The following is a 22,434-nucleotide window of genomic DNA, read 5'->3' on the forward strand; positions in this document are numbered from 1 at the left end:
CCTACATTCTCGCCGCGCGACGGGGTGAACGCACCCGGACGGTCACGATTTCCGGTGTGCCGGAGCGCCACCCCAGGTCCGCGGGACTCACTCGCTCCGTGGATCAGCCGTTCCACGCCGGGTGACGCGGGTCGTCGGCGCGTACCAGGACGTCCGCCGTACCGGCCGGGTCGGTGTCGTCCTCGTAGCGCTCGAAGGCGGGGAGGGTCCAGTGCTCGGTGTCGGGGGTACGGCGGCGCAGGGCGCCCGGTGAGAGGAGGACGTGGACGGTCAGGTCGAAGGGGAACCAGTGCCGAAGGAGGAGGGGGCCGTGCAGCAACAGGACGGCACCGGGCGGGAGTTGGACGTAGGGGCTGCGGGTGGCGCGGTCGGCGACCGGGTCCCACAGATCGGGCAGGACACGGCCGTCCCCGTCCGGTTCGAGCGGGCCGAAGACCTCGCGCCACAGGGCGCGGGTGTCGAACCAGCCGTCGTAGTACGCCTCGACGTCCTGTCGCCCGTACTCCAGCCGCAGCGAGGCCGGGCGCAGAAACCCCTCGGTGCCGACGACGAGCGAGGAACGGCCGCGGACGCGCAGCGCCTCCGAGACGCGTTCGGCGAGGTCGCCGGGGTGGGCCGCCGGGGCGCCGTCGAGGGCGACGCGCGGCCAGGGGCTGCCGTCGGCCGGCTCCAGGTCGAGCAGACGCTCGGCGAGCAGGTCGCCGAGCCGGTCCCAGGTGATCGCTTCCAGTCGCACAGGGCCCATGATGCGGCAGGCCGCGATCAGCGTGTGTCGGGCCGGTGGCCGCTACGGGCCGCGAGGAGGTGCGGAAGGTGGGGATCGCTCCAGGCGCGGGCGGCGTCGAGGAGCGGGACGAGGCTGCGGCCGAGCGGGGTGTGCCGGAGGGCGCGCCCGGGCTGTCGTACGCGGATCTGGCGGTGGCGGTGCTCGACGAGATCGAGACGCCGACCCGGCATCGCGAGCGCGCGTCGGTGTTCGTCCCGCGTGACGTTCGCAGGGCCGCTGAGAGATAGGAGAGAGACGCGCAGCAGAAGGGAATGAATCGCGTATGGCACCACTCACGACTCCCCCGGCTCCCCGTGGACTTCTGGTTGTTCAACCGCTCAGGAAGCGGCACTGTGCCGAATGCCGTCGGGGGCCGTTGCCGTTGCTGGTCGTCGAGGGCGGGGTGCCGCGGTGTCTCGGCTGTGTGGATCTCGGGCATCTGGTGTTCCTGCCGCGCGGCGACACGGCGTTGACGCGCCGGGCGCGGGAGGAGAGTGGGCTGTCGGCGGTGGTGGTGCGGTTCGACCGGCGGCGGGGCCGGTACGAGCGGCAGGGCGTTCTCGTCGAGGAGGCGGGGCTCGCGCGGGCCGAGGAGCGGTGTCTCGCGGACGCGGAGGCGCGACGGCGGCGCCGGGCGCGGGACGCGGTGCGGCGTGCCGCGGAGGACGTGCGGTTCGCGGAGGCGTTCGCGGCGGAGATACGACGCTTGTTCCCCGGCTGCCCCGGGGCGCGGGCCCGGGCCGTCGCCGCGCATGCCTCGGCGCGGGGCAGCGGGCGGGTGGGGCGGAGTGCGGCGGGGCGGGCGTTGTCCGAGGGCGCGGTGGTCTCGGCGGTGGTGGCTTCCGTACGGCATGTGGACACGCCCTACGACCAGTTGCTGATGAGTGGGGTGCCGCGGCATGAGGCTCGGCGGCGGATCTCGGCGGGGGTGGAGGCGGTACTTCGGGGGTGGCGGGAGGGCGGGGTGCAACCGGAGACCAGGGCGGAGGCAGATGTCCGGGCGAACGCGGAGGCCGGGTGAGGAGGAAGGCGGGGAACCCGGTTGCCCAGCGTGCCGTCACCGGCCCCGAAAAGTGCCGTCGCCGGCCCCTAGGGCATCGCCGCCGACCCGGAAGAGGCCGTCACCGGCCCGGAGCGTGCTGTCGTCGCCCCGGAGGGCCTCGTGGACGCCCGCTTATGCCCGGGCGATTCTCGGCCATGGTGACCCGGTCGGGGGCGGGTTTGACTTGTCCCGGTGGTCGGTGGTGGGCAAGATCTCGGCTCTACGGGCGGGAGTTGATGTCGGCATGATCGGTGAACCGTATGTGACGCTGACGGTTCTGGGGGTGCTCGTGACCGGCGTGATGGCCGGGGTGTTCTGTGGCTTCTCCGTGCTGGTCGTGCGGGGGCTGGCCGAGTTGCCGCCCGCGCAGGGGGTCGCCGCGATGAACGCGATCAACACGGCGGCGATGACGCCGGCCTTCATGCTGCTGTTCGCCGGTTCCGCGGTGGTGTGCGCGGTGATCGCGGTGGTGACGTTCGTGCTGTGGCCGGATCAGGGGACCGTGGAGTTGCTGCTGGGCAGCGCGCTGTATCTGTTCGGCGCGTTCGGGCTGACCCTCGTCGCGAACGTGCCCCGCAACGAGGCGCTGCTGAAGCTGGACCCGGGGACGCCGGAGGCCGCCGCGTACTGGCCGTCGTACGTGCGCGAGTGGACGATGTGGAATCACGTCCGCGCGGTCGCCTCGGCCGCCGCCGCGCTGGTGTACATGCTGGCTCTCACCTGAGAGAAACCACATGATCACCTGAGCGGGCACTGGCGAGGGCTCGCGGGGCCGCCCGCGGGACCAGGTGAGAAAGCCGTCTCGCCCCACTCTGCGCGCCCGGCCCAGGGGCCTTATCGTGGCTGAAAGAGTGCCGCCCGATGACGCACGGCCTGTCGTACGCGGACGCAAGGAAGACGGCCATGGCCGATCCCAAGGGTTTTATGACCACTCCGCGCGAGGAGTGGCCCCGCAGGCCCGTCGCGGAGCGGGTGCAGGACTGGGACGAGGTGTATGTCCCGGGTGCGCTGCTGCCGATCGTCACGAAGCAGGCCGACCGGTGCATGGACTGCGGCGTCCCGTTCTGTCACGAAGCCTGCCCGCTCGGCAATCTGATCCCCGAGTGGAACGATCTGGTCAGCCGGGAGGACTGGCGCGCGGCGGCCGACCGGCTGCACGCGACCAACAACTTCCCCGAATTCACCGGGCGGTTGTGCCCGGCGCCGTGCGAGGCGGGGTGCGTGCTCGCCATCAACCAGCCCGCGGTCACCATCAAGAACGTCGAGGTCGCCATCGCCGACCGCGCCTGGACCGACGGTTTCGCGCCACCTCGGCCACCGGACCGGCTCTCGGGGCGGACCGTCGCGGTGATCGGCTCCGGGCCCACCGGCCTCGCCGCGGCACAGCAGTTGACGCGGGCCGGGCACACGGTCGCCGTGTACGAGCGGGACGACCGGCTCGGCGGCCTGATGCGGTACGGCATCCCCGAGTTCAAGATGGAGAAACGGCATCTGGAACGGCGGCTTGAGCAGATGCGGGCCGAGGGCACCAAGTTCCGTACGTCGACGACGGTCGGGCGGGACATCGGGGCGGCCGAGCTGCGGGCGCGCTACGACGCGGTGGTGATCGCCACGGGAGCGACGGCGTGGCGTGAACTGGCCGTACCGGGGCGGGAGTTGACCGGTATCCACCAGGCGATGGAGTACCTGCCGCTGGCCAACCGGGTGTGCGAGGGCGACTTGGCGGCCTCTCCCCTGTCCGCCGCCGGCAAGCATGTCGTGATCGTGGGCGGCGGCGACACCGGGGCCGACTGCCTGGGCACGGCGGTGCGTGAAGAGGCCGCGTCCGTCACGCAGTTGGACATCTACGCCCAGCCGGACGCCGAGCGCGACGAGGACGCGGAGCCCTGGCCGACGTATCCGAAGATCTACCGGCTCTCGGCCGCGCACGAGGAGGCACGGGATCTGGAGACGGCTCCGGCGGCGGACGCGGACGCGCGGCTGTTCGCGGCGTCGACGCTCCACTTCGAGGGTGACGGGGACGGGCACGTGCGGTCCCTGCACCTGGTCGAAGTCGACGCGGAGCGCAGCCCGTTGGACGGTTCCGGGCGCAGCCTGCCCGCCGATCTCGTGCTGCTCGCCCTCGGGTTCTCCGGGCCCGGTCGCGAGGACGGGCTCATCGGCCAACTGGGGTTGGCGATGGCGCCGCGCGGCACGATCACCCGGGACGCGGACTTCGCGACGAGTGCGCGCGGGGTGTTCGTCGCGGGGGACGCGGCGCGCGGGCAGTCGCTGATCGTGTGGGCGATCGCGGAGGGGCGGGCGGTGGCGGCGGCCGTCGACCGTTATCTGACGGGGAGTTCCCAACTCCCGGCGCCCATCGGGCCGTACGACCGCCCGATGACGGTGTGAGACGGCGGAGGTGCTCGTCCAAGTCGACGTGCGGGGCGCGGACATCACCGCCGAACGGCAGGCGCTCGCCGCGCAGCAGGTCTGGGAACGCTGCCGGGACTCCACCTCCGTGCCGATGAACCACGCAACGCTGGGCAGCCTCGGCGACGGCATGTTCGCCGGGGTCGTACGGCCCGCGCTCGCCGAACACGACCGTATGCGGCTGCGCGGCTGCCTGGAGGACGCGGCCCTCGACCGCGCCCACCTCACGGTGATGGGCATGGGCGACACGGACGCGGACGACGACTGACCCGACGCGCAATCCGGACGTATGATGCCAAAGCGCCCCCGTCCCCGAGCATCCCGGGTCGCCCATGGCAACCGTTCCCACACCCGCACCCCAACTCCGCCTGCCCAGACGTGCGATAAGGCTGCTCCTCGTCGTCGCCCTCTGCTACGTCGCCCTGTGGGCCACCGGCGCGCTCGGCGTCCTCGCGTTGTCGTACTGGGCGCGCGAGGAGACCCCGCCGCCTCCGGGGACCCGTACCGTGCAGGGCATCCGTCACTTCCAACCCGTCGACACCGAGGGCACGTTGTGGCGAGGTGCCGCTCCCTCCCCCGGCGGCTACCGGAAGTTGGCCCGCCTCGGTTTCACCACGGTCGTGGATCTGCGCGCCGAGGACCTGACTGCGGCGCAGCTCGCCGAACCGGGCAGGGCCGGGCTGGACGTCGTACGACTGCCCATTCGGGACGGGCAGACGCCAACTCCCGCGCAGGTGGGGCGGTTTCTGGATGTCGTCGCGTCGGCGGGCGGGCCGGTGTTCGTGCACTGCGGTGCGGGGGTGGGCCGTACGGGGACGATGGCGGCGGCGTATGTCGTGCGGACCGGGGAGGCGTCGTCGGCGTCGGCGGTCCGGCGGAATCTCGCCGTCGGGCCGCCGTCGATCGAGCAGATCTACTACGCGCTGAGCCTCGGCCGGGGCCCGGGCCGGCTGGAGCAACCGCCGTTGCCGGTGGTCGCCGTCAGCCGGCTGGTGGACGCACCACGACGCATGCTGTCGTGGTTCTGAAGCCCGCCGCCGAGCGGTGTCAGGGCTTGCGCCCCACCGCCCCGTACCCGGGAATCGTCCCGTCGTCCTGGCCCGGCACCGGCTCGCCCAGCTCCGGATGCCACCGGTCGACCACCGCCACCCCCGGCTCGACCAGGTCGAGGCCGGTGAAGAAGCGGGCGAAGCCGGTGCGGGAGCGGAGGGCCAGGGTGCTGCCCGCCGCCGTGAGTCTCTCGATCGCCGCCGTCGACTCCTCCGGGGTGAAGTCGGCGGTGGCGTGGGTCATCATCAGGTAGCTGCCGGTGGGGAGTTGGGACAACAGGCCGTCGACCAGCTCGTGCGCGCCGTCCTCGTCGGAGACGAAGTGCAGCAGCGCGACGAGGGACAGGGCGACGGGCCGGGTGAGGTCGAGGACCGCTCGCGCGCCCTCGAGGACGGTGTCGGGCTCGCGCACGTCGGCCTGCAGATACGCGGTGGCGCCCTCGGGTGTGCCGCGCAGCAGGGCCGCCGAATGGGCCGGCACGACCGGGTCGTTGTCGCAGTAGACGACACGTGCCTCGGGCGCGACGGCCTGCGCGACCTGGTGCAGGTTCGGCTCGGTCGGGATGCCCGTGCCGATGTCCAGGAACTGCCGTACGCCGTGCTCGGTGAGCCAGCGGGTGGCCCGGTGCATGAACGCGCGGTTGACACGTGCCATGACCGGCACCCTCGGATCGAGGGCGAGCATCTGGCGGCCCATCTCCACGTCGACGGGGTAGTTGTCCCTGCCGCCGAGGTACCAGTCGTACATGCGGGCGGGGTGAGGCCTGCTGGTGTCGATCTCGACGGTCTTGTCGATCCTGTCGGTGGGCCGCACGGTCATGGCGTGCTCCATAAGCTCTTAAAGCAACATGTGATCAAGTCGGTACCAAAATAAGGAGGTTCGGTAAGGAAAAAGCATTCAGCACAGGTGGTCGGCTCAGGACAGCAAGAAATCCGCCTCGCCCGCTTTCGCCCCCTCGATGAAGGCCGTCATCTCGTCGGTCGTGTAGATCAGGGCCGGCCCGTCCGGGTCGGTGGACTGACGGACGGCGATCCGGCCGTCGGCCAGCTTCATCGCCTCCAGGCAGTTGCCGCCGTTGCCGCCGCTCCACGGCTTGTGCCAGCCTTCGCTTCCCAAGTCCCGCGCGGGCATACCGTTGTAGACGCTCATACGCGGCTTGATGCGATCCATTCACAGCTCCTTGCGGAGATCCTTGAGGATCTCCTTCGTGCGATGTGCCGTAGCGGCCTGCGCCGCCATGCGGTCCATGACCTCAAGGTGGGTCGCCACCTCTTCGCGCGCGTCCAGATAGACGGCGCCGGTCAGGTACTCGCTGTAGACCATGTCCGGCAGTTCGGACATGGCAAATCGGAACAGCACGAAGGGCCCGTACGTGCCCGGGTGCGGCCCCGAGGAGAACGGGGCGACCTGCAGGGTCACGTTGGGCAGCTTCGTGGCGTCGAGCAGTTTGTCGATCTGGGCACGCATCACCTCCGGGCCGCCGACCGGGCGGCGCAGGGCGGTCTCGTCCATGACGACCCAGAAGCGGGGCGCGTCGGGACGGGTGAGCAGGTCCTGGCGCTGCATGCGCAGCGCGACATGGCGCTCGATGTCGTCGGGATCGGTCTGGCCGATGGCTCCGGACTTCAGCACTCCGCGCGCGTACTCCTCGGTCTGCATCAGACCGGGCACGAAGTGCGGTTCGTACGACCGGATGAGCGCGGCCGCGCCCTCCAGGCTGACGTGCATCGAGAACCAGCCGGGCAGGATGTCGTGGAAGCGCTGCCACCAGCCGGGCCGGTTGGCGTCCTCGGCGAGCTGGACGAAGGCCTCGGCCTCCTCGTCGGAGACGCCGTAGGACTTCAGGAGGAGCTGGAGGTAGGGGATCTTGAGAGAGACCTCCGCCATCTCCATGCGGCGGACCGTGGCGGGGGCGACACGGAGGACGCGGGCGGCCTCCTCGCGCTTGAGCCCCGCGCGTTCCCGCAGGTCCAGCAGGCGCCGGCCGAGGACGACCTGGCCGACCGTCGGTGCGGACCGCGGCTCGCTCACGCTCCACCTCCACGAATGAGTGCTGAGTACCGAGTACCGAGTAAGTGACGAGTCAAGTGCTGCGTAATGGGTTGAGTACTGACAGCGCATGCGTCCGTACAGCTCGGCGAAAGGGTTCTCCCGACCCGACGAACCGGTCCCGGCCCGCCGTAACGATCCCGGCGAACCGAATCCTGACAGCCCTGCGGCGCCATTCGAAGACTCATTCGAAGATCGGGACAGACCTCCGGAGATCCCAACTGGCGCCGCGCGACTTTCTGTTGCGAGCAGTGTGCCACGACCGTGCAGAGCGTCATACAGCACTCTGCATTTTTCATAGTGACACTTGCCAAGTGTTCACGGCGGGGCGATAGTGGCAAGCGTGATTCCGTCCGCGCCCTTAGGAACAGACGCCGCCGCAGGCCGCCTCGGTCTCGGTACTGCTCCGGGAGCCGTCCCTGGTGGGGCCGCTGCCGAGCGCCGGTTCCGGTTCGAGCTGGCCGCCCATCCAGGTTCCCCGGCCCAGGCGAGACGCCTGACGCGGGCCCGGCTGTCCGGCTGGTCCGTGTGCGAGGACACCTGCGACACGGCGGTACTGGTCGTCTCCGAGCTGGTCACCAACGCGATCGTGCACACCGCGAGCAGCCACATAGTCTGCGAGCTGCACGATGGCGACGACCTGGTGCGGATAGCCGTCCACGACGAAGGCTGCGCTCCCGGCGAGCCTCATCCGTCCCCGCAGCGGCCGGATGAGGAGCACGGGAGGGGACTGCTTCTCATCGACGGGCTCTGCCGGGCCTGGGGCGCACAGGAACACGGACCCGGCCTGCTGGTCTGGGCCGACCTGCCGCGGCAGGCGGACCCGGCGCACGGCCACCACCCGGCCCCCGGCCACGACAGTTCCGTACCGCGCAACGACCTGGGTTGGGGCGCACGACCCAAGCCGGGTCCGTCGGGCGGTTCGGGCGACGAGGACGAGGCGACGGCACACTTCGGGGCCTTCGAGGATCTGGGCGTATTTCCGGGGCGGGGGCATGGGGGTGCCTCCGGCAGCGGGCATGGGGGTGCCGGCGACTTCGGAGGTCTGGACCTCGGCGGCTTCGGGGGCCGGGAGCACGAAACCGGAGGCGGCCCTGCTCGTGGTGGGGCCGGCTCCGGTACGCGGGGCCGGGAGGGCGCGGGCCACTTCGGGGGCCTCGGTCAGGAGACCACCGGTCTCTTCAGGGGCCGGGGACACCAGGACGCCGGCGACCTCCCGGACTCCGCGGAGACCGGGGAATCGGGCGGGTTCGTGGATTCCCGCGGGCTCGGGGATTCCCGTAGCTTCGGGGACTTCGGTACGGGGGTCGAATGGGTGTGAGCGGCGGGTCTCGTCCCGGCCAGGTGCTCAGTCTCGACACGCTGGTCCGTCTGGGGCGTGCGCTGCACGGGCCGGGTACGCCCCAGCGCCTGGCCGTCCCGGAGGGGATGACGGCGCCGCTCGGCTGTGACGCCGTGGCCGTGCCCGCGCGTTTCGGGCCGCTGGTTCTGCCCCGCCTGCCGCGCGTCGGCTGTGTCTACGCCGATGAGGCGCACTGGTGGTGGATCGTTCCGTCCGACTCCGATTACGCGCTGGACTGGCCTGCGCCGGCGCGATACACCACGGGGGCGCTGGTTCCCGACTCGCCTCGCGCGCCCGGTCTCATCCACAAGCCTGACGGCAAGCTGCCGTATACGCCGCCGATTCCGTTGTACCTGGCGGTGTGCCGGGTTACGGGGGCGACTCCTTCTTGGTCGCGGCCTATCAGCGCGTAGCGCTCCGCGGGTTGAGCGGATTTGTCCGCGGGTCCGGTGGGGGTTTCCCTGCGGGTCCGGCGGGGGGGTTTCCCTGCGGGTTCGGTGGAGTTTTGTCTGCGGGCCAGTGGGGGCTGGTCGCGCAGTTCCCCGCGCCCCTTCGGGCGCTATGCGCCCGCCCGCCCACGCGGCGGAGCCGCACATCGATACAGCCCCGCGCCCCTTCGGGCGCTATGCGCTCGCCCGCCCACGTGGCAGAGCCGCACATCGACACAGCCCCGCGCCCCTTTCGGGCGCGATGCGCCCGCCCACGTGGCTGCGCCGCGCATCAACAGAACCCCAGCCCCCCTGCCTTCCCGGCGTACGCCCGCGCGTCCTCGGCCCTCCCTCCCGCGCTCTCCCCCGCACCCCTCCCACCCCGCGATAGTGGCCGTTCGTGCACGATCGGGGGAGGTCGGCGGTGGGGAGGAAGGGTGACTCGGGGCCAGGGGAGCCGTCCGCGTCGGAGCAGCTGCTGTTCGGTGGGCCCTTGCGGTACGACACGGGGTGGAGTCAGCACGGCGACGCGTTCCTGGAGCTGAGCTTCCGGTCCATGGTGACGCGGTTGCCGGCGATGCTGAGGTCGAGTTTCCGGCTGGCGTGGCAGGCCGACCCGCGGGCCGCGCGGGTCGTGCTGGCCGCCGAGGCGTGCCGGGGCGCCACCCGGGCGGTGAGTCTGCTCGCGGTCAACAGCGTGCTGGGGCGGCTGATCACCGGCGGTCCCATCGAGGACCGGCTGCGCGGTGCCGTCCCCGCGCTGGTCACGATGGCCGCGGTGATGCTGGTGGGCGCGCTGCTGCGGGCCGCGTCGACGTACGCGACCGGGCGTCTTGAGCCGAAGGTGGAGCGGGTCGCCACCGAGCTGTACCTGGAGCGGGCGGCGGCCGTGGAACTGGCCGCGATCGAGGACCACGCGTTCCACAAGCTGCTGGACACCGCGCAGTACGGCGCCGTGTCGGCCCGAAACATGATCTCGTACGCGACGAACGTCATGAACGCGCTGATCTCGCTGATCGCGGCGGCGGGCGTGCTGACCGTGCTGCATCCGGCGCTGCTGCCGCTGCTGGCGACGATGACGCTGCCCAGCGCGTGGGGCGCGCTGACGAACGCGCGGCGCCACTACGAGTCGTTCCACACCTGGGTGCAGCACGTCCGGGCCGGCCGTCTCATCGGTTCGCTGCTCACCGAGCCGGAGGCGGCCCCGGAGATCCGGGTGCACGGCGTCGGGCCGTTCCTGCTGCACCACTTCCACGAGATGTCGGAGAGCGCGGAGGCGGAACAGGCCCGGCTGGCCCGGCTCACGGCCCGTACGGGGCTGATCGCGGCGACCTGGACGGGCCTCGCGACGGCGGCGACGTACGCGACGCTGGGCGGGCTGCTGCTGTCGGGGGCGATGGCGCTCTCGGTGGCGGGTACGGCGGTGATCGCGATCCGCACCGGTTCCGCGAGCCTCGACACGCTCGTCCTGGCGGTGAACCAGCTGCACGAGGAGGCCCTGTTCGTGGGCGATCTGCAGAAGCTGTACCGGGAGGCGACCGAGTGGGCGATCCCGGTCGGCGGGACGGCGCTGCCCGAGGAGCCGCGGGAGATCCGCTTCGAGAACGTCACGTTCAACTATCCGGGCGAGGCCACCCACCCCGCACTCGACGATGTCTCCCTCGCCCTCCCGCTCGGCCGGATCATCGCGCTGGTCGGTGAGAACGGCTCCGGCAAGACGACCCTGGTGAAGCTGCTGGCCGGGCTGTACCGGCCGGACCGGGGCCGGATCCTGTGGGACGGCGTCGACGCGGCTGGCGCGGACCGGCAGCAACTGGCCGACCGGATCGCGATGGTGGCGCAGAACTTCAAGCGGTGGCCGTTCACCGCCCGTGTCAACGTGGCCGTCGGGCGGTCCGCGGCGCCGCTCACCGAGGAGCGGCTGACCGATGCTGTCGCCGAGGCCGGTGCGCAGGACGTGATCGCGGATCTGCCGCGCGGCCTGGACACCCTGCTGGCCCGCAACTTCAGCGGCGGGCACGAGCTGTCGGGCGGTCAGTGGCAGCGGCTCGGGATCGCCCGGGCCGCGTACCGGAGGGGCCGCATCCTGATCGTGGACGAGCCGACGGCGGCCCTCGACGCCCGGGCCGAGCTGGAGGTATTCGAGAAGATCCGCGCGCTGGCCGGCACCGGGCAGACGGTCGTGCTGATCACGCACCGGCTGGCGTCCGTACGCCACGCGGATCTGGTGCACGTCCTCGATCAGGGGCGGTTGGTGGAGTCCGGGACGCCCGACGAACTGCTCGCGAGCGGCGGTGTGTACGCGGAGCTGTACGCGCTCCAGGCGGACCAGTTCACGGCGAAGGTGCCCGCCCCGAAGGCGGGCTGACCTCTCAGGCGGCGGCGTCCACGACGTCGCCGCTGCGCACGACCACCAGGAACGCGTCGGTCGCGATGTCCATGACGACCTCAGCCTGCAGGCCCTCCAGACGGCGCGCCTGCGCGAACTCCTCCGCCGGCCACGAGCCACGCGGCCCGCCGGCGGGAAAACGCTCAAGCACCGTTCGCCCGTTCACCCTGTACCTCCCTGTCGTGCTGAAACTCGGAGAGCTTCGTGAAGCCTCATAGAGTTAAACGCCGACAGTACGGTGAACGGCTCGCGAAGTGACGGTACTGAGACATAGTCGACACCCGGCCGCACACTCCTTCCGCACACGGCCCGCGTCAATCCCTCGTCACCGTCCGTGTCAATCCTCGTATTCGTCGTGATAGCGGACGCGCTCACTTCCCGCAGGCGCCCCGAGCGCCGACGCGCGCCCCTTGGGCTCCTCCCACTCCTCCTGCCGCCCCAGCGCGGTCAGATCCAGGAAGGTGGTGGTCGAGCCGAGCCCGTCGAGCCCGCGCTCATAGGTCGAGTAGGTGTGGAACACCCGGTCGCGGTCCCGCAGGAAGCAGCTGACGCCCGGCCGCTCGACGGGTTCCCCGTCCCCGACGAGCGTGACGTCGAAGTCCCAGTTGAAGTCGCCGCCGAAGGACGAGTACCAGGGCAGCGTCCACCCCATCCGCGCCTTGAACGGCAGGATCTTCGTGTACGGCGCCCTCGACACGGCGGCGAACGTCGTGCCGCGCACCTTCAGATGGGCCAGGTGCCCGATCTGGTCGAGGAACGCCGAGCAGCTGCGGCAGCCCGCGTCCCACTCGGGCGCGAACATGAAGTGGTAGACGACGAGTTGGCCGCGCCCCTCGAAGAGGTCGAGCAGGGTGGCCTTCCCGTCGCCGCCCTCGAAGAGGTACTCCTTGTCGATCTCCACCATGGGCAACCGGCGCCGCTCGGCGTTGAGCGCGTCACGCGCGCGCGTGGCCGCCTTCTCCTTGACCAGCAGTTCCTCGCGCGCCGCGCGCCACTGCGCGCGCGAGACGATCTCCGGAAGCGACATGGGGGCCCTCCTGTGACAACGGTCCGTTGAGGGGTGGACCGGAGGGAGGACCGGAACTCATCGCCGCGTGGGAAAGTTTCTTGGAGAGATCTTCAGAGGGTCGGGGGATGTTCAGAGGGACTTCGTCCCGTACGACACCGGAAGCGCGAGCAGCCCCCGGGCGCGCAGCGAAGGCCGCCACCGCACCTCGCCCTCCCCCAACTCCAGCCGCGGGAACCGCTCCAGCAGCGCGGCCAGCGCGATCTCCGTCTCGGCGCGGGCCAGCGGCGCGCCCAGGCAGTAGTGGATGCCGTGGCCGAGCGCGAGATGCCCGGAGGTGTCGCGGGAGAGGTCGAGCCGGTCGGGCCCGGGGAAGCGGTCCGGGTCACGGTTCGCGGCGGACGCGGACACCCAGACCGTCTCGCCGGCGGGGATGGTGACCCCGCCGATGGTGACGTCCTCGACGGGGAAACGCCGGATGGCGAGCAGCGCGGGCCCTTCATAACGCAGGAACTCTTCTACGGCGGCGGGGAGTTGGGCGGGTTCAGCGCGCAACGCGGCCAGCTGCTCGGGGTGTTGCAGCAGGGCGAGCACGGAGTTGCCGATGAGCTGGACGGTGTTCTCGTACCCGGCGAAGAGGATGAGGAAGGCGAGGGACATCAGCTCGTCCTCGCTGAGCCGGTCGCCCTCGTCGCGCACGGCGATCAGGTCGGAAAGAAGATCGTCACCGGGCTCTTCCCGTTTGTCGGCGAGGAGTTGGGTGAAAAAGCCGAGCATCGCGACGACCGCGTGCTTGCCGGCCTCGGGCGGTGTCCCGGGGGCGGGCGCCACGAGGGTGTCGGTCCACACCCGGAAGTCACGCCGGTGCCGGTCGGGCACGCCGAGCAGGTCGCAGATGACGGTGATGGGGAGGGGGGCCGCATAGGAGGCGATGAGGTCGGTGTCGCCCTCCTCCCCCAGCGCGTCGAGGAGTTGGTCGGCGGTGCGTCGAATGGGCTTGCGGAGCTGCTCCGTTCGGCGCGGGGTGAACGCGCGGCCGACCAGGCGCCGGATGCGGGTGTGGTCCGGCGGGTCCATGTTGAGGAGGTTCGCGTCGAGCGCGGGCGGCAGCGAGAACCCCTTGTAGGTCCCGGCCGTGGCATGCCTCTTGTCCAGCGAGAGCCGCGGGTCGGCCAGCGCCGCCCGCACGTCGTCGTACCGGGTGACGAGCCAGGCGGGGGTGCCGTCGGGGCCGGCGATGCGGTGCACGGGGGCGCTGTCGCGCAGGCGCCGGTACACGTCGTACGGGTGGTCGAGAAGGCCGTCCGCGAGATCCATGGGGCCAGCCTAGAGGCGCGGCTCAGGTGTCGTATTCCTGGATGCGCCGGCCATGACTCCGGTCGACCAGGGCGGGCAGACGGTCCTCCAACTCCCGTACGACAGCGGGCACATCGAGCGTGAGCAGCTCGCGGTCACGCATGAGAACCCGGCCGTCGACGATCGTGGTCCGGATATCGGAGGAACGGGCGCTGTGCACGAGGGTGGCGGCGAGATCGTGCACGGGCCGCGTGTGCGGCCCGGTGAGGTCGACGAGGATGATGTCGGCCCGGCGTCCCGGCGCGATGCACCCGATCGAGTCACCCAGCCCGACCGCCCGCGCACTCTGGAGGGTTGCGTGATGCAGGGCTTGACGGGACGTCAGCCACCGCGGATCGCCTTCGGTCGACTTCTGGATCAGCGCCGTGAGCGCCATCGACTCCCACACGTCGAGGGAGTTGTTGGAGGCGGCGCCGTCCGTGGCGAGTCCGACCGGGATGCCGATGGCGCGCAGGGCGCGGATCGGAGTGGTGTCCGGCCAGGCGAACTTGAGGTATCCCCGGGGCGCGGTGGCGACCGCCGTACGGCCGCTCGCGCGCTCCAGGACCGGGAGGTCGCGGTCGATGATGCCGGTGCCGTGGGCGATGAGCAGGTCGGTGGCCAACAGGCCCGCGCGGTCGAGGACTTCGATGGGGGTGATGCCGTGGCGGGAGAGGCTGGTGTCGGTCTGGTCGCGGTTCTCGGCGGCGTGGATGTGCACGGGGAGGCCGTGTTCCAGGGCGAGTTCGGCGGTGGCGGCCAGGTCTGCGTCGGTCACCGTGTAGGGGGCGTGCGGGGCGAGGGCGGTGGTGATGCGGCCGTCGGCGGTGCCCCGGTGCCGTAGCGCGAACTCCAGTGATTTCTCCCGGCCTTGAGGACCCTGGGAGGAGAAGTAGGCCTCGCCGAGATGGGCGCGGATCCCGCACTCGGTGACCACGGCGGCGACCGTGTCCATGGAGAAGTAGTGGTCGGCGAAGCAGGTGACCCCGGCGCGGATCATCTCGGCGCAGGCGAGCCGCGTCCCCAACTCCACGTCTTTCTCAGTGAGGTTGGACTCGACTGGCCAGACGACGTCGTTGAACCACTCCTCCGTGGGGAGGTCCTCGGCGAGCCCGCGCAGCGCGACCATCGGGGCGTGGGTGTGGCAGTTGATCAGCCCCGGCAGGGCGGCCTGGCCGCGTGCGTCGACGCGTTCGACGGCGGCGAGGCCGACCATGTCCGCCGCGCTCGTCACCGACTCGACGAGCCCGTCCCGTACGACGATCGCCGCGTCCCGCTCGAAGCCGATGCGCTCCTGGTCGTCGTGGACGAGAACGGTGCAGCCGGTAATGAGGAGATCGGCAGGAGAGTCACTCACTCTCCCAACGTACGACGCCGTCCTCGCCCCGCGTGAGCCGAACCGCGCATCCCGGCGTGGCGCTGTCGCGAGCCGTCCCGGACCAGCACGCTTGCCTCACGACCAAGGCTCATGGCGCACGACCAAGGCTTCTGGAAGGGGCCCCGCATGCTCCTCGGCACCTGGAATCTGGAGAACCTGTTCCGCCCCGGCGGCCCGTCCGGCCCCCAGGACAAGGCCACCTACGAGACGAAGCTCGCCTCCCTCGCCGCCGTGATCACGGAACTGGACCCGGTACTGCTCGGCGTCCAGGAGGTCGGTGACCCGGCCGCGCTCGACGACCTGGCCGGGATGCTGGACGGCGAGTGGCACACCGCCACCTCCGCGCACCCGGACGTCCGGGGCATCCGGGTCGGCTTCCTCAGCCGTACGCAGCCGCGGGTCGTCGCCGACACGAACACGTTCCCGGCCCACCTGCGCCCGGTGCAGGCGGACGACTCGGGCGCCGAGGAACCGGGGGTGGGCCGGGGTTTCCTGGCGGTGGAGGTCACGACGGCGACCGGCCCGCTGACGGTGGCGGTCGCCCACCTCAAGTCGAAGCTGCTGACCTATCCGGGCAACCGTTTCTTCCCGCACGACGAGGGCGAACGGGCGCGCTACGGCGCCTACGCCCTCTACCGCCGGGCCGCTGAGGCGGCGACCCTGCGCGCGCTGGCCGACGAACTGCTCGCCGGTGAGGGCGGTACCCGGGACGTGGCGGTCCTCGGTGACATGAACGACGAGGTGCAGGCCGCGACCACCCAGATCCTGCTCGGCCCGCCGGGTTCGGAGATCGGCACGCCGGGCTACGACCGGCCCGACCGGGGCGACGCGGTCCGCCTGTGGGACGTGGCGCCGCTCATCCCGGCCGACCAGCGCTACTCCCGGATCAACTCCGGGCGCCGCGAGCTGATCGACCACATCCTGCTCAGCCATCACCTGGTCCACCGGGTGACGGTGGCGGGGACGGGACTGCCGGGTGAGGGAGCGCCTCAACTCCCGTCGGTGGGACCGGATCCGGCGGAGCGGCGGGAGGCGCCGGGGTCGGACCACGCCCCGGTGTGGGTGCGGGTGGAGTAGCCCCCTGTACGGCCCGTAGGGGCGAACTGGCTAGACGGCGATGGTGAGTTCGATGGCGCGCAGCCCGACGCGCCCCCGTCCCCGCTCGAACTCCTCCAGCAGCTCGGTGAGTTGCTCGATGTGGCGAGACGTGAGCCGTCCCGTGTCGTCGAGATGGACGGCGCAGGCGGTCGTCGTGTCCACGAGCCGTTCGAGGACGGCGGCGACCTCGTCCGTGCCCTCCGTGTGCCGGGCGAGGGCGGGGAGTTCGGCGGCCGAGACGGCGATGGCGCCGCGGGCCTCGGCGAGCGTGCGGTAGGCCTCGCGGCGCAGGGTCCAGCGCTCGGCTCGGTCGTCGGACTCGCTCAGGACGTGCACGAGGTAGGCGTGTGCGGCGGCGCCCGCGGCCGCGAGCCGGGCGCGTACGCCCGCGCCGCGCTTCCCCGGCATCGGCAGATGCCCGACGATCAGCACGATCGCGCAGGCCAGCAGCGTCTCCCCGATCCGGCCGGCGGAGGCCTGCGGCTCCCCGCCGACCATCACGAGGGAGAGCACGAGAACGGTGACGACCGCGGTCTGCGCGGCGAAGTGCCGGGTGGCGACGGGAATGAGCGCACCGCTGAGCGCCACGAGCGCGACAAGCCCTTCGGGCCGGGGCAGCACGGCGGCGAACCCGGCGAAGAGGAGCGCCCCCAGCACGGTCCCCGCCGCCCGGCTGAGCGCCCGCGAGGCGAGCGGTCCGAGGTCGGGCTTGACGAGGAAGACGGCGGTGGCGGGCAGCCAGTACCAGTGCTCGTGCTGCCCGTACCAGCGGGCCTGGTGCAACGCCTGCGCGACGGCGACACTGGCCCCGAAGCACAGAGCCACCCGCAGCCCGTACTCCCGCCCTCCGGCCCCAAAGGCCTTACGGAGCACATCAGTTGGCGTACGCCGACGCGTGTGCAGATCGCTCCCCTCCGCCTGGTCGAAGGCGTCGGCGGCCTGCAGCAGCGCGTCGTCGAGGGCGCGCAGCGCGGGCGCGGAACGGTTGGGCGCGGGCAGCGGCCCGGTGGGCGCGTTGTCGCGCACGGCGGCGGCGAGCCGACGCGGCCCTTCCCCTGCCCGTGCCGAAACCGCTTCCCCGGCCCAGGCGATCGCGGTCGCGGCCTCGGCGAGCGGCAGCGCGGCGGCGTACTGCCCGTGCAGCCGCCGCTCGGCCGCCGAACTGGCGTACCGCCGCAGCCGCGGCCCTGCAAGGGCGTCCTGCGCGTGATCGAGCGCGGCGGTCAGCGCGGCGCGCCGCCCCGTCGCCTCCGGCCCACCGCTGGCGTCGAGCAGCGCGGCGATCGCGTCGTACACGGCGGCTACGGCGTGCCGCTCGCCGTCGAACCGGTAGTCACCGGCGATGGCCCCGGGCGTGGGCAGCGCCAGCCGCAGCAGGACCAGCCAGGCGGCCCCGGCGAGGAAGGCGAGGGCCCGCTGCCACCCCGGTTCGGGCAGCGGCATCCCGGCACCGATGGCGGAGGCGACGAGGAGTTGCGTACCCGCGCCCGACGCGACGGGCCCGATGGCGCTGAACCCACCGGCGACCAGCCCGATGCCGGTGAAGAGCAGCGTCAGCACGACAGCCCCGACATGCGCCCCGGTGTACGTCCCGATCAGCAGACCGGCAGCTCCGGCCAGCGCGGGGCCCCCGAGTCGCTTGACGGAGGCCCGCCGGCTCCCGGGCCGGTCGTTGATCCCGGCGAGCATCGCCCCGAGCGCGGCCAGCACCCCGAGGGACGTACGCCCGACCAGCACGGCTGCCATCAGCAGCGGCCCGGCGGCCAGCGCCCCTCGCGTGACCGCGCTCCAGGGAACCGGTCCGCGCTGGGCACGGAGCGTGTGGGCGAGCCAGGGCGGAAGGGAGAACGCGTCGGTACGACGGGACACAGGGCTCCTGTCTTGACGAGGGCGGGGTGTGCCTTCGGGCGACGGTGGCCGGGGCGGTAGCTGGAGCGGGTGCTGAAGCTGGTGCGGGCGGCTGGGGTGGTAGCCGTGGTGTCCACGGTAGTTCGCGACCTTGTGCGGAACGGGCCGTGCGCATTTCGGCGATGTGAAGGTTGGCCGCAAAGCCGCTTTCTTTATGAACGCAACGCCGAGAACAGCGCCCCCACGTCGGAAACCCCGCGATCGAGCACAGCCGGTTCGGGGCACAGCCCGGCCACGATCCCGTCGACCGCCCGCAGCCCGGCCCGCTCCAGCAACCGCTTCTAGTTCGTCATCCACTCCCCCCGCTCCGCCAGCACCCCGTGCCCGGCCTGCGCGGCGGCCACGGCGACCGCACCGGCGACCTCGGTGAGCCGCCCCTTCGGGGCGTGGTTGGACCGCGCGTACGCGAGGGTGGCGTCGGCGGTGCCGTGCCGGCGCTCGGCGACGACCAAGTAGCTGGGAATCCCGGCGAGATGGAACAGCAACGGCTCCACCCGGAACCGCCCTTCCTCCGCCTCCGCCAACTCCCGTTCCACCACGTCGAGATCGCGATAGTGCACGGCGCCGGAGCGATGGGTGCCCTGGGCGCGGGAGCCGCCGAGGGCTACGGCCCGTGGCGAGGCGGTCGGCGGTGGTGTCGAGCAGCCCGCGTCGTCAGCGGGCGTGGGCACGGCTTCGGCTCCAACTGGTCGTCCGGGGACGGGAATCGCCGGAAGCGTACGCAGGGGACGCGCCGGGCGCCACGCGTTGATGCGCGCCCCTCAACCTGACCCCACACGCTGTCGCACAGGCACTCAGCCCGTCGCCGCCATCCCGAAGTCCGCTCCCGAGATACCGCCCAGCGCCTCCGCGATGCGCAGCAACGGCTCGCGCAGGGCGGTCAGTTCGGTGCGCATCGGCTCGGCCTGTGGCCAGGCGGCCTCGTGGTCCAAGGGGGCCGTGTCCGCCGGGCAGCGCGCTTCGTAGGCGGCGAGGCGGGGGTGCCAGGTGCTGGTGAAGGGGCGGATGGTGTCGTTGATGAGGGTGTAGGCGAGGCTCTGGACGGTCGGGGCGCCGGAGCCGCGTTCGAGGCCGACGCTGTACGTGTGCAGCGTCCCGCGCGTGAAGTCGATCAGTGACTTCAGGGACGCCAGCGCCTCGCGCAGACTGCCCGTGCCCGGTGCCAGTTCCTGCACCCCGATGCGGGTGACCAGTTCGACCTGGATATCGAAGGCGGCCATCCGCTCCGACTCACTGGGTGCTGCCATGGGTGCCTCCCTCCGGCTGCCGGGGAAGGCCAGCGTAACCGGGTCGCGGCGGCCGCACAGGGTCCGCAGGGCCGCGTGCCGCAGGGACTCGGTGCGGGCGGGCGCCGGGTCGTGGTGGTGCCACGCGTGCAGGGTGACCGGGTGGAGCCGCCAGCCGCCGTCGGCCACCGGTGCCAGCAGGCTGCGCACGCGCAGTTCGGAGACGCCGTTCCCGGCCCGCCGCGCGGCGACAGCCCTGGGCACCCGGTCGACGGCGGCGAGCACACGTTCCGCGTCCTCCACCGTCAGCGGCAACGGGTGCAGTACGGCTGCGCAGCGCAGGACGTCGGCGGCCTCGGCCGTGTCCACGTCCCGTACGAGAGCACCCGTGACGTCCGTCCCGGCGAGCGTGTCGAGAAGCGAACCCCCGCGCGCGTGCAGCCGGTCGTACAGCTCGCGCGGCCGATGCCCGGCCCGGATCGCACGCCCCAGAAGTCCGAGGGCGAGCGGATGCCCCTCGACCGCCTCGGCCAGTGCCTCGTCACCGCCGACGAGCACGCGCGCGTGGAGGGCGTCGAGCGGTTCCAGGTCTACGGGGGTGCCGATTCCGGCGTAGGCACGGCTGCGCAGGGTGAAGACGGTGCGGCCGAGTGGATGGGGCGCCGCCATCGCGGCGATGTCGCGGGCGCTGAGCCGGTCGGCGGGGACGGAGTCGACGATCCACAGGAACGGTCCGTCGGCACCGAGGCCAGCGGCGGCGGAGTCGGAAAGGGCCCGCACGGAGTCGTCGTAGGACTGCCCGCTGACCCAGAACACACCGCCCGGGTAGGCCGCCTCGAAGCGGAGTGCGTACTCCTGGGCGAGCGCCGACTTGCCGATGCCGGACATGCCGCGGATCTGTACGGCGCGCGGGGCGTCACGGCCGGTGACGAGGGGCGCGGAGTGGGCGTGCAGGGCTGAGTGCACCTGCCAGAGTTCGGAGAGGCGGCCCAGGAAGTCGAGGCGCGGCTCCGGGGAGCCCAACAGCCAGCGTCGGACGGCACGTTCCTGGATGGCCATCGGGCCGTCGAGGCGGGCGATGTGCTCGCGTACGTCGGCCACCAGGGCGGTGGGGTCGTCGGCCGAGGCGTGCCGGGCGTCGCGGAGTTCGACGGGGTGGATGTGGCCGGAGGCCGGCTCGGGGTTGACGACCATGACGCGGCCGCGCGGATCGCCCTCCCCCAGGCCCGCCAGATAGGCCGTGGTCAACTCCCACTGGCATGCCTCGCGTTCGGGGTAGCCGGTGGAGTAGTAGGCCAGCAGCGCCTTGGAGCGGGCCAGTTCGCGTCGGATGGTGTCGCTGATGCCGGCGAAGGAGGCGACCCCGGTCTCGTCGGTGAACACCTCAAGGCCGCCGTCGCGCAGCATCTGCGCGAGCGGTCGGACCCGTTCCACGTCACCGCGGCTGTAGCTGAGGAAGACATCCCACACGACGGCTTACCCTACTGTGGGTACCGGGGAGGGCGATCATGAGACACAGGCAGCGCAGGCGGCGGGGTCCGGGCGGTCCGTCACAGATCACGGCCAGACTGACGATCCCGTTCGTCGGCGAGATCTCCGGCACCTGGGAACCCGCCGACGCGGAACGAAGCGCGGCCTGGGAGCTGTACCTGCAGCTCGTCACCCGCGTGTCGGTCGAGGAACTCGCCGCCGACGAGGGCTTCCTGCGCGAGGCGCTGTCCTCGTTCTACACGTTCTTCGGCACCACCCGGGACATCCTCCACCGCCACGGGCCCCAGATCGCCCCGCCCGTACCCCCTGGTCACGTCAGCTTCGCCGTCCTCGCGGTCACCGTCCTCAACCGCGTCCTGCGCCCTCTCCTCGCGACCTGGCATCCCCGCCTCGCCGCCTACGAGTCCCAGCGGCCCGAAGGGCGCGATCCGGTGGCGTGGGAGCGGGAGTGGGAGCACGCGGACGCGCTGCGCGGTGCGATCGCGGAGGTGCGGGGCGTGCTGAGGTCATTGGCGCGGACCTTGCAGGAGGTGGCCGAGGTCGGCGACCTCATCGACCTGCCCGCACCGCGCACTCCCGAGGACGCGACGACAAGGGCGAATCGGGGCACCCCCCCCCGGCGGTTCAAACAGGTCCTGACACTCCGAACCCTCCTGACGCCTCCGGGGCCTGAGGTCACTCTCGCCGCGTAAGGCCGTCGGGTCGATTGTCAGTGGTGCGCGCTTCACTGGAGTGGTCACTGAGAGTCACCACGGGGGAGCGGTCGATGGCAGCGCACGAGACGCATGAGAGCGAGCAGGGAAACGAGCAGGGACAGGAGCAGGGGCGGGACGCGGAGGGTGGCGGCGACGCGCATGCCACTCGTACGCATCTCTCGGCCGCCGGGTTGCGCGCTCGGGGATGGACGGCCGGGATGGTGCGTCAACTGCTCGGTGAACCCGATCTGTTGCGGGTAAATCCGCATTCCCGGGCGGCGCCGCAGATCTGGCTGTACTGCGTCGAGCGGGTCGAGGACGCTGAACGGAGCGAGGAGTTCCGGGCCGTTTCGGCGGCCGCCGCGCGGAGGCCGGCCGCAGCGCGGGTCGCCGCCCGGCGCAGGCGGCGGGAGGTGCTGGCGCGGATCGCGGCCGAGCCGATCGACGTGCCGCGGCTGGCTCCGCACAGGTTGGCGACGCTTGCGGTCGAGCATCGCGAACGGCGGGACGAGGAGCGGGCGTACGAGCGGCGGGAGCTGCCACCGGAGGGTGTCGTCGTGCTCGACCGGTGGAAGGTCGACTATCTGCTGCACCGGCTGGCTCGTTACGGCGAGTTGCTGAACGGGCTGCACGGGAGTGCCGGGCGGGCTACTGCGGAGGCGTTGCTCCGGCGGCGGATCCATGCGGCCATCACCGAGGCGTACCCGTCTCTTGCGCAGGAGTGCGAACGCCGACTGTCCGGCGGAAATTGGGATGCGGGAGCCTCGTCCATGTGATCGGCTGACGCCCGCACCGCCCCGACCGCCGACCGCCAACTGC

21 protein-coding genes and 2 pseudogenes are annotated in these 22,434 nt (G+C 71.9%); 12 read left to right on the forward strand and 11 right to left on the reverse strand.

All coding sequences use genetic code 11. The features are described from left to right. Positions 1-103 precede the first annotated feature (103 nt). On the reverse strand, positions 104-745 hold the full coding sequence (locus ACGFY9_RS08570) for a uridine kinase (protein ID WP_393752998.1): 642 nt from the start codon (positions 743-745) through the stop codon (positions 104-106). Between the two features lie 68 nt (positions 746-813). On the opposite strand from ACGFY9_RS08570, the gene ACGFY9_RS08575 reads away from it, so the two are divergent. From ACGFY9_RS08575 to ACGFY9_RS08600, 6 genes are all read left to right on the forward strand, one after another. Further along, positions 814-1,014, forward strand: a complete 201-nt coding sequence (locus ACGFY9_RS08575) for a hypothetical protein (protein ID WP_393752999.1) — start codon at positions 814-816, stop codon at positions 1,012-1,014. Between the two features lie 35 nt (positions 1,015-1,049). Then, on the forward strand, positions 1,050-1,787 hold the full coding sequence (locus ACGFY9_RS08580) for a DUF2293 domain-containing protein (RefSeq protein WP_393753000.1): 738 nt from the start codon (positions 1,050-1,052) through the stop codon (positions 1,785-1,787). Between the two features lie 265 nt (positions 1,788-2,052). Beyond that, entirely contained in the window at positions 2,053-2,532 is a 480-nt protein-coding gene (locus ACGFY9_RS08585; protein ID WP_393753001.1) for a DUF1772 domain-containing protein, read from the forward strand. 179 nt (positions 2,533-2,711) lie between these two features. Continuing rightward, positions 2,712-4,199: a glutamate synthase subunit beta gene (locus tag ACGFY9_RS08590; RefSeq protein WP_393753002.1), complete on the forward strand. Its 1,488-nt coding sequence runs from the start codon at positions 2,712-2,714 to the stop codon at positions 4,197-4,199. Positions 4,200-4,209: 10 nt separating this feature from the next. Continuing rightward, positions 4,210-4,488: a hypothetical protein gene (locus ACGFY9_RS08595; protein WP_393753003.1), complete on the forward strand. Its 279-nt coding sequence runs from the start codon at positions 4,210-4,212 to the stop codon at positions 4,486-4,488. Between the two features lie 64 nt (positions 4,489-4,552). Continuing rightward, a complete protein-coding gene (locus ACGFY9_RS08600) occupies positions 4,553-5,248 on the forward strand; it encodes a dual specificity protein phosphatase family protein (protein ID WP_393753004.1) in 696 nt (231 codons plus the stop codon). A 19-nt stretch (positions 5,249-5,267) separates the two neighbouring features. Here the strand turns inward: ACGFY9_RS08600 and ACGFY9_RS08605 are convergent, their stop codons facing one another. The 3 genes from ACGFY9_RS08605 to ACGFY9_RS08615 form a co-directional block, all read right to left on the reverse strand. Next, positions 5,268-6,089, reverse strand: coding sequence for an SAM-dependent methyltransferase (locus ACGFY9_RS08605; protein ID WP_393753005.1), 822 nt, complete (start codon positions 6,087-6,089; stop codon positions 5,268-5,270). 96 nt (positions 6,090-6,185) lie between these two features. Continuing rightward, the gene (locus ACGFY9_RS08610) at positions 6,186-6,440 is read right to left on the reverse strand and encodes a DUF397 domain-containing protein (RefSeq protein ID WP_019060458.1); all 255 of its coding nucleotides are present in this window, start codon (positions 6,438-6,440) and stop codon (positions 6,186-6,188) included. Beyond that, positions 6,441-7,301 carry a helix-turn-helix domain-containing protein gene (locus ACGFY9_RS08615; protein ID WP_393753006.1) on the reverse strand — a complete coding sequence of 287 codons (861 nt, stop codon included), beginning with the start codon at positions 7,299-7,301 and terminating at the stop codon, positions 6,441-6,443. A gap of 352 nt (positions 7,302-7,653) precedes the next feature. Here ACGFY9_RS08615 and ACGFY9_RS08620 point away from each other — a divergent pair. The 3 genes and pseudogenes from ACGFY9_RS08620 to ACGFY9_RS08630 form a co-directional block, all read left to right on the forward strand. Then, positions 7,654-8,262: pseudogene (locus ACGFY9_RS08620) on the forward strand (ATP-binding protein); the annotation flags it as partial. Positions 8,263-8,630: 368 nt separating this feature from the next. After that, complete coding sequence (locus ACGFY9_RS08625; protein WP_393753007.1) at positions 8,631-9,074, forward strand: hypothetical protein; 444 nt, start codon at positions 8,631-8,633, stop codon at positions 9,072-9,074. A 439-nt stretch (positions 9,075-9,513) separates the two neighbouring features. Further along, positions 9,514-11,457, forward strand: coding sequence for an ABC transporter ATP-binding protein (locus ACGFY9_RS08630; RefSeq protein ID WP_393753008.1), 1,944 nt, complete (start codon positions 9,514-9,516; stop codon positions 11,455-11,457). A gap of 4 nt (positions 11,458-11,461) precedes the next feature. Here the strand turns inward: ACGFY9_RS08630 and ACGFY9_RS08635 are convergent, their stop codons facing one another. The 4 genes from ACGFY9_RS08635 to ACGFY9_RS08650 all read right to left on the reverse strand — a co-directional run bounded on the left by ACGFY9_RS08635 (position 11,462) and on the right by ACGFY9_RS08650 (position 15,176). Further along, positions 11,462-11,644, reverse strand: coding sequence for a hypothetical protein (locus tag ACGFY9_RS08635; RefSeq protein WP_019060453.1), 183 nt, complete (start codon positions 11,642-11,644; stop codon positions 11,462-11,464). A gap of 171 nt (positions 11,645-11,815) precedes the next feature. Further along, positions 11,816-12,505: a DUF899 domain-containing protein gene (locus tag ACGFY9_RS08640; protein WP_393753009.1), complete on the reverse strand. Its 690-nt coding sequence runs from the start codon at positions 12,503-12,505 to the stop codon at positions 11,816-11,818. Positions 12,506-12,616: 111 nt separating this feature from the next. After that, on the reverse strand, positions 12,617-13,801 hold the full coding sequence (locus tag ACGFY9_RS08645) for a cytochrome P450 (protein ID WP_393753010.1): 1,185 nt from the start codon (positions 13,799-13,801) through the stop codon (positions 12,617-12,619). Positions 13,802-13,823: 22 nt separating this feature from the next. Then, entirely contained in the window at positions 13,824-15,176 is a 1,353-nt protein-coding gene (locus ACGFY9_RS08650) for an amidohydrolase (RefSeq protein WP_393753011.1), read from the reverse strand. A 147-nt stretch (positions 15,177-15,323) separates the two neighbouring features. On the opposite strand from ACGFY9_RS08650, the gene ACGFY9_RS08655 reads away from it, so the two are divergent. Continuing rightward, positions 15,324-16,274 carry an endonuclease/exonuclease/phosphatase family protein gene (locus ACGFY9_RS08655; protein WP_393753012.1) on the forward strand — a complete coding sequence of 317 codons (951 nt, stop codon included), beginning with the start codon at positions 15,324-15,326 and terminating at the stop codon, positions 16,272-16,274. Between the two features lie 30 nt (positions 16,275-16,304). Here ACGFY9_RS08655 and ACGFY9_RS08660 read toward each other — a convergent pair whose 3' ends face one another. From ACGFY9_RS08660 to ACGFY9_RS08670, 3 genes and pseudogenes are all read right to left on the reverse strand, one after another. Beyond that, positions 16,305-18,164: an FUSC family protein gene (locus ACGFY9_RS08660; RefSeq protein WP_393753013.1), complete on the reverse strand. Its 1,860-nt coding sequence runs from the start codon at positions 18,162-18,164 to the stop codon at positions 16,305-16,307. Positions 18,165-18,355: 191 nt separating this feature from the next. Next, a pseudogene (locus tag ACGFY9_RS08665) lies at positions 18,356-18,848 on the reverse strand (hypothetical protein). 149 nt (positions 18,849-18,997) lie between these two features. Further along, entirely contained in the window at positions 18,998-20,899 is a 1,902-nt protein-coding gene (locus tag ACGFY9_RS08670; RefSeq protein ID WP_393753014.1) for a TIR domain-containing protein, read from the reverse strand. A gap of 38 nt (positions 20,900-20,937) precedes the next feature. Here ACGFY9_RS08670 and ACGFY9_RS08675 point away from each other — a divergent pair, with 38 nt between their 5' ends. Both ACGFY9_RS08675 and ACGFY9_RS08680 read left to right on the forward strand, forming a co-directional pair. After that, a complete protein-coding gene (locus tag ACGFY9_RS08675) occupies positions 20,938-21,612 on the forward strand; it encodes a hypothetical protein (RefSeq protein WP_393753015.1) in 675 nt (224 codons plus the stop codon). Positions 21,613-21,686: 74 nt separating this feature from the next. After that, entirely contained in the window at positions 21,687-22,391 is a 705-nt protein-coding gene (locus ACGFY9_RS08680) for a hypothetical protein (protein WP_393753016.1), read from the forward strand. The last annotated feature ends 43 nt before the right edge of the window (positions 22,392-22,434 follow it).

It is taken from the genome of Streptomyces sp. NPDC048504 (assembly GCF_043200035.1).
In the GTDB taxonomy this organism is placed as follows: Bacteria; Actinomycetota; Actinomycetes; order Streptomycetales; family Streptomycetaceae; genus Streptomyces.